5 protein-coding genes are annotated in these 6,132 nt (G+C 43.7%); 4 read left to right on the top strand and 1 reads right to left on the bottom strand.

Annotated features, from left to right (window positions below):
* From KBZ15_RS16405 to KBZ15_RS16395, 3 genes are all read left to right on the top strand, one after another.
* Window positions 1-214 (top strand): hypothetical protein (locus KBZ15_RS16405; RefSeq protein ID WP_255016272.1); only part of this gene is annotated, 214 nt, incomplete at its 5' end.
* Window positions 215-468: 254 nt separating this feature from the next.
* Complete coding sequence (locus KBZ15_RS16400; RefSeq protein ID WP_255016270.1) at window positions 469-1,224, top strand: FkbM family methyltransferase; 756 nt, start codon at window positions 469-471, stop codon at window positions 1,222-1,224.
* A gap of 720 nt (window positions 1,225-1,944) precedes the next feature.
* Entirely contained in the window at window positions 1,945-2,880 is a 936-nt protein-coding gene (locus KBZ15_RS16395; protein ID WP_255016268.1) for an NAD(P)-dependent oxidoreductase, read from the top strand.
* Window positions 2,881-4,411: 1,531 nt separating this feature from the next.
* Here the strand turns inward: KBZ15_RS16395 and KBZ15_RS16390 are convergent.
* Window positions 4,412-5,313, bottom strand: a protein-coding gene (locus KBZ15_RS16390) for an IS5 family transposase (protein WP_396123525.1) whose coding sequence is annotated in 2 segments (ribosomal slippage) — window positions 4,412-4,818 and window positions 4,818-5,313 — 903 coding nt in all. Because the reading frame shifts where the segments join, the coding sequence is not laid out codon by codon here.
* A gap of 506 nt (window positions 5,314-5,819) precedes the next feature.
* Between KBZ15_RS16390 and KBZ15_RS16385 the strand changes: the two genes are divergently transcribed.
* A partial coding sequence (locus KBZ15_RS16385; protein WP_255016266.1) for a hypothetical protein occupies window positions 5,820-6,132 on the top strand: 313 nt, incomplete at its 3' end.

Below are 6,132 nucleotides of genomic sequence, written 5' to 3'. Positions count from 1 at the left end.
AATTCCAGCCGGGAGTGCGCTCATCACAGGCGGTCTCTACCTGGGATGCAACCGGAAATCAAACTGCCGTCAAGGGTTCAGCAGGGCCGATGTTCGCCGCGAGCTGTCACGCCCCCTGAACGGATACAATATCCTTTTGAAGGATTTTGGAAAGACCATCGCAAGCAATCCTTCCTTGAATTTAAAACAGAATTCTACACATCGATACGGGTGAAGAAGGCAAAATTTTCGCCTTATCTGCTTCCCCCCTTTGTGTAATGTATCGGTTTTCTCTCCCAGTTTATGTCTGTATCCTCCTTATCTCCAGATAGTGCTCGATCACCCCCTTTTTTAAAGCTTTCCTATTGAATCCTGTTCATTCAAGACCGCATTAATTAATTAAACTTTTTTATTGTTATGAACTTATTTAGTAGATTACTCCGAAAATCTTTTGGCTTCGTAGGCACTGAGTTAATCGGCCATGCGGAGATGAACTCATATCGTAGGGAACTTGATTATTATAGAAACATAGACAGCTCCCTACTTTTCTATAACGAGCTTCCACAAACAGCAAGGGAATTAATTGCTCCGTATCTACCACACTCGAAGTCCCAGCTATCACAGGATTTATTTGCATTAGCCCATGCTGGAACCAATTCGCCAAAGTTCTTTGTTGAATTTGGTGCTACAGATGGCATAAGCCTCAGTAATACTTGGCTACTAGAAAAGTTACTCGGTTGGGAGGGCATTTTAGCAGAGCCAGCCAGAGTTTGGCATGATTCACTAAATATTAATAGAAGTTGCAACATATCCACTAAATGCGTCGCAAGTGAAAGCGCCCGTAAGGTTAAGTTCTTAGAAGTTATTAATAGAGGTGGCGGTCATGCCGAGCTTTCTGGAATCAAGGAATTTGCCAATAATGGTGACTCTGCTTCTGATATACGAATAAATAATTCGTTGGAATACGATGTTGATACAATTTCACTCAATGATTTACTGGACATGTATAATGCTCCAGCTGAAATTCAATTTATGTCTATAGATACTGAAGGCAGCGAACTGGATATATTACAATCTTATGACTTTGGAGATCGTAAAATAAAATCAATGTGCATCGAACATAATTTTGTAAATTCTAATCGAAAGCTTATAAATTCGTTATTGTTAGACAAAGGCTATCGTCAAGTTTATGATCGTGTTTCCAAGCATGATGATTGGTATGTTTTGTGCGATCGTAAGGACTAGAAAATATTATTTGATACAATGTCTGTTGATAAGTGTTTACTTCTTTTCTGCAAAATTTATAAAAAATCTTTTATAAATCGTGACAACTATCTATTCTCCACACAAGCCTACTTTTAAACCGTTGATAAGGTGCGTCAATTTGCTCGAGGATCGAATATTCCATCAAGGAAGGTTAATCAATCATAGGTATTTTCTGTACACCTCGGATGCAAAATTTATCATTACCGTCAACAGCTCATCACGCTTTCCTTTACAGGGCTAATCCTTCGCATGTGACTCTCGTCTTGATCTTTATGAAAGTAAATAGCCATCATGGTTCTTACTACACTTAATAGCTATGGCTTTTCTGTCCCTTGCGGCTTGACCCCTACCTTACTCACTATTCTAGAGATTAATGCTATCAGCACAATATTGTGTTAGTTGTACAATGTCCAACTCACAGTGTATAGCCTTATCGCATCACTAGTCTCTCCCTTTTAATCTTAAGTACCATATATAGCATTTGGTGCATAATTTGTGGAATTTTTGACTTCATCTTAGTTTATTTATTTGCCGGGTCCTTTTTCCCTCTTGCTTTCTTCAGTATCTTTTTTACCACTTAGGTCATTAATTTTGTTGCTGTTTTATCATAGTTTTTTAATCAGTTCTAGCTGTCGAAATTCTAATAGTTATTAGATATAAATCTCTATACCCTTCAAAAAAATTTTCCCCAGCTTCCTAATGTCCGCTTCGGCAATAGTTACCGGTGCTTCTGGGTTTCTAGGCTCAGCAATGACGTCTTTATTGCTTGATCACGGTTATCATGTAGTGACAATTGATCGCAATAGCCCTCCTTTACTCAGCGGTATTTATCCTATAGTCGGCAATCTTATTTCTCTCGATCTTGAAGCCTGTATTCCAGCCCATAAATATGTTGCATGTTTTCATTTTGCGGGTTCAAGCAGTGTCCCAGGGTCTTTTGTTAATCCTATAAATGATTTTATGGGTTCTGTTCCAGGAACCCTTAATTTAATTCATTTCCTGTCTAAGCATTACCCAAGTTGTAGGCTCCTTGTTGGATCCAGTGCTGCCGTTTATGGTAATCCAGCAACCCTCCCTATCAAGGAAAGTTGTCCCATTATTCCAATTTCCCCTTACGGTATTCACAAGGCATCTGTAGAGAATTTGTGCGCTCATTATTCTAGATTGCTCGATTTTCCTATATCTATACTGCGAATATTCTCTGCATATGGTTCAGGCCAGCGTAAGCAGTTGCTTTGGGATACTTCCAAGAAACTTTATGAAGCCTCACATTCTGGGTTAGGTTCTATCACGATGTGGGGAACTGGCAAGGAAACTCGCGATTTTATTCATGCAACTGATATAGCTCGTGTAGCACTATCTGTTGCAGAGTACCATTCAAGTCAGATTTTCGATATCCTTAATGTGGCTTCAGGTCAGCAGTTTCAAGTTTTTGACATAGTCAACTGTCTCTGCAGGGTATGGAGCAAGGACATAGTTCCTATTTTTGGAGGTGAAGCTCGAACAGGCGATCCCCAGCAATGGTGTGCCGATATTTCCTACCTAGAGCAGTTTGGCTATATTCCATCAATTTCTTTCAATGAAGGGCTCCTCGAGTATGCCTCTTGGTCTAGGAACTATTTACTTAATCACTGATCATACCTCCCAGATGTTCAAGGCTCCATGACCTACCCATCCAATTCTATATTAGTTTAGCTCTTTGGTTTTAAATCTCTTAAGAACCCTATCGCATGACCTTGTTTGTTGAACTAACCATAAATAATAACCTGTAAATTGTATTGCTATCTTCTTTAAGTATTCTTTCGGCTGTGCCCTCCTGTTTCTCAATACTCCTCTCGCTTTATTAATATGCTAGACTAACTCCGATTAAGGTATCAACTTCCTCTTTGGATTATAGGGGCTATTTGCGCCACACTTCTACTTAGATATGGCACCGTAATTTCACCCTATAATCAGCCACTATTGATGAACCGCTTGCTTAAATTAGATAGTACAGACCCTCCGGTTTCGTCTGTTTTGTCGAGCATCGCCTCACCTTAATCTTACTTTTTACCTTCCCATTTATTTAATAAATCTTTTTCATTGGTTACTTTCTGCATAAAAGATTCATAAAATGCAGGTAATCTTTGAGGTGATATTTATCCTTATCAGTATTCACTCCTCCTCTCCATATTAATTAGCTGTTTTGGTGCTCCCAAATGTGTCCCTTAAAGCAGTAATCAATTCTCTGCCACAGGCCTTGTATCTTACCCCAGCGCCTGTTTCTCTAGATCTCGCCGAGCACCTTGCGTTGGCCTGGCAGATGGAGCAGTAGTCGCATCGGCGCAGCAGATCCGGCCATCGATCTACTGTGCCTACATAACCACCCCTCTGGGTCAATCTGATCATCAAGTTCTGCTGCACCTCTCCAAACTTCCGCAGGCGATTGTTGTAGCCGTCAGCCTTTCGCGGAGTTCTACAGGTTGAGGAACGTGACTTCCGACGGCTACCGCTTTAAATCCAGGCTCAGCTACTGTTCAGGACCTCCGGGTGGCGATCGGCGAACACCACCAGATCACGTGAGTTGAGCCAGTCAGCTTACCCTGCACCGCTAATTACAGCGGGAAGCGCTCTCAGCTTTGATAACGAGTATCCAGTATGAGCTATATGAAGCTCATCGGGTTATCAGCGAAATGCTTATCGACTGCAGAAGATTTCTTATCGTGCACTTGTTCCTGTGAGACCCACAGTCCAAAGTCAATGCTGACCGATTTGTCATTGGTAACACCAGTAGATTTTTGGGCAGTTCTAAATGGCGACATTTGTTTTGGTTTTGGTCATGATCAAGGTGATAGATCACGAATCCCTTTGTAGTCTCAGCATACCCTTGTAGGCTACGCTTATTCAATTCATGGATTTACTATGATGCAACTTTCATTCTCTATAGACAATTTAAGAGTTCTTCCCTAATTTTTTAACCATTTTGCAGATTGTAGTAACCTTTGTGCATGTTGTGCTAGGGAACCTCTGGGCAACGAGCCCTGAAAGAGAGCCCAAGGGTGCAATCTGTTCGAATTGAACAATTTTGGGCGATTTGAGGCTGGATTGACCTGGTTTTACGGTTTCAGGAGCCGAAACTTGCCCTAACGGGGCGACTTTACCCTCCATGGGCATACCAATCCCCTAATCACGTACTGCATAGCAACATGCGACGTGCCATGAATAAGTTCGAGAGTGCTGCCAGCACATGCACTTTGCAGCGGTTCTTGATTCCCCGAAGCCGGGTCTTTTCGAAGCCGAACTGTCGTTTGATCACCCGAAATGTCTGCTCTACTTTGGCGCGGATGTGAGCTTTGGCAGTTTCGACCAGATCATCCACCCGCCCCTCGGGGGTAGCGGGTAGTGTGCGGCGCTTGCCAGGACGCATCGCAACGCGGAAGCCGATTCCCCTGCCTTGCTTCGTGTCTCGCTTCTCAATTCCCTGGTAGCCGGCATCGGCATAGACCACCGTCTCCTCGCCATGCAAGAGATCAGCCGCGGGGGTGAGGTCATGCACATTGGCAGCCGTGGTTTCCACTGAGTGGATGAGTCCCTCTCGCTATCCACACCGATGTGGACTTTCATGCCGAAGTACCACTGGTTGCCCTTCTTGGTCTGGTGCATCTCAGGATCCCGCTCCTTGCTCTTGTTCTTCGTTGAACTGGGAGCGGCGATCAAAGTGGCATCGATGATCGTGCCCTGCTTCACGGCCATGCCGTAGGCTTTGAGGTGGGTTTTCACGACCTCAAAGATCTGCTGGCCGAGATCATGCTTCTCCAGCAGGTGCCGGAACGCCAGGATCGTGGTCTCATCAGGGATCCGATCGCTGATCATGTCAATCCCAGCGAAACGGCGCATCGTCGGTACCTCTATCAGCGCATCCTCCATCGCCGGATCGCTGAGGTCATACCACTGCTGCAGCAGGTGGATGCGCAGCATGGTCGCGAGTGGATAGGGCGGGCGACCACCCTTGGAGCTGGTCTTGGGATAGTGGGGCTCGATCAGCTCAAGCAGCGCCTTCCACGGCACAACATTCTCCATCTCTCTCAGAAATCGCTCCTGCCTGGTGCGCTTCTTGGCCGTGGCCTGCTCGTAATCACCGTAGGCGAAGCCTTGCGCGCAGCGCTAACCGAGCTGCTTGCTGCCCATGAACCCAGTCCGCGCCTGCGATTACACGGGTTTCTGTGCGGCTGGCCTGGGTTTTCCAGAGCCTCCCTTGTTATAGTTTAACACCTATCCTTCTTGTTCTTGCTCTACAGTTATGTTTTCCTCCCTCAATAGTTTTCCTATGAGTTGACCGAGTTTGTGAGGTTTACCCTTATAGTATAGCCTTAGTGCAATCCTGTTTCATTTCAATTTGCCCAGGCACTTCAACTTCCTGCATTAAAATATGAGCTAAATGCTATTGATTCATGCTGCTTTAATATCTTAATAACGCAGTAATTTGAGAACTTTAATTTCCCTATTTCCCTTCCATGTACAAGAGTCATTACCGATCAATCCCTTCAAAACTATTAGCGTTTGTATTGAACTCTTCCTTCATTAGGCGTAGACTTTTGTTTCATATAAAACAGTATTTTTATCATGAACTAAAGATAAATATTGGCATCGGTAGAGGGTTAACCTGTCCAATTGCTGATCCTTCCGCGACTTGTTCGCTTCAAGAGATATTTTTTGAAAATGAATATCTGGAGGCCTTCCGGAATTTAAGTCTACCAGATAAATGGCTTGATTTGGGATGTCATTTTGGCTATTTTTCGCTTTATGTCGCATGGTTACATTCAGCTGCCGAATCAAAGAACAAGTCGTTTAAAGCATTTCTTCTTGATGCTGATTCTCGGGTTAGAATTGGCGTCTCTGAATTAATCA

It is taken from the genome of Cyanobium sp. BA20m-p-22 (assembly GCF_024346275.1).
Classification (GTDB): Bacteria; Cyanobacteriota; Cyanobacteriia; order PCC-6307; family Cyanobiaceae; genus Cyanobium_A.
The sequence above is the reverse complement of the archived record's forward strand: the minus strand, read 5'-3'. Positions and strand labels throughout refer to the sequence as shown.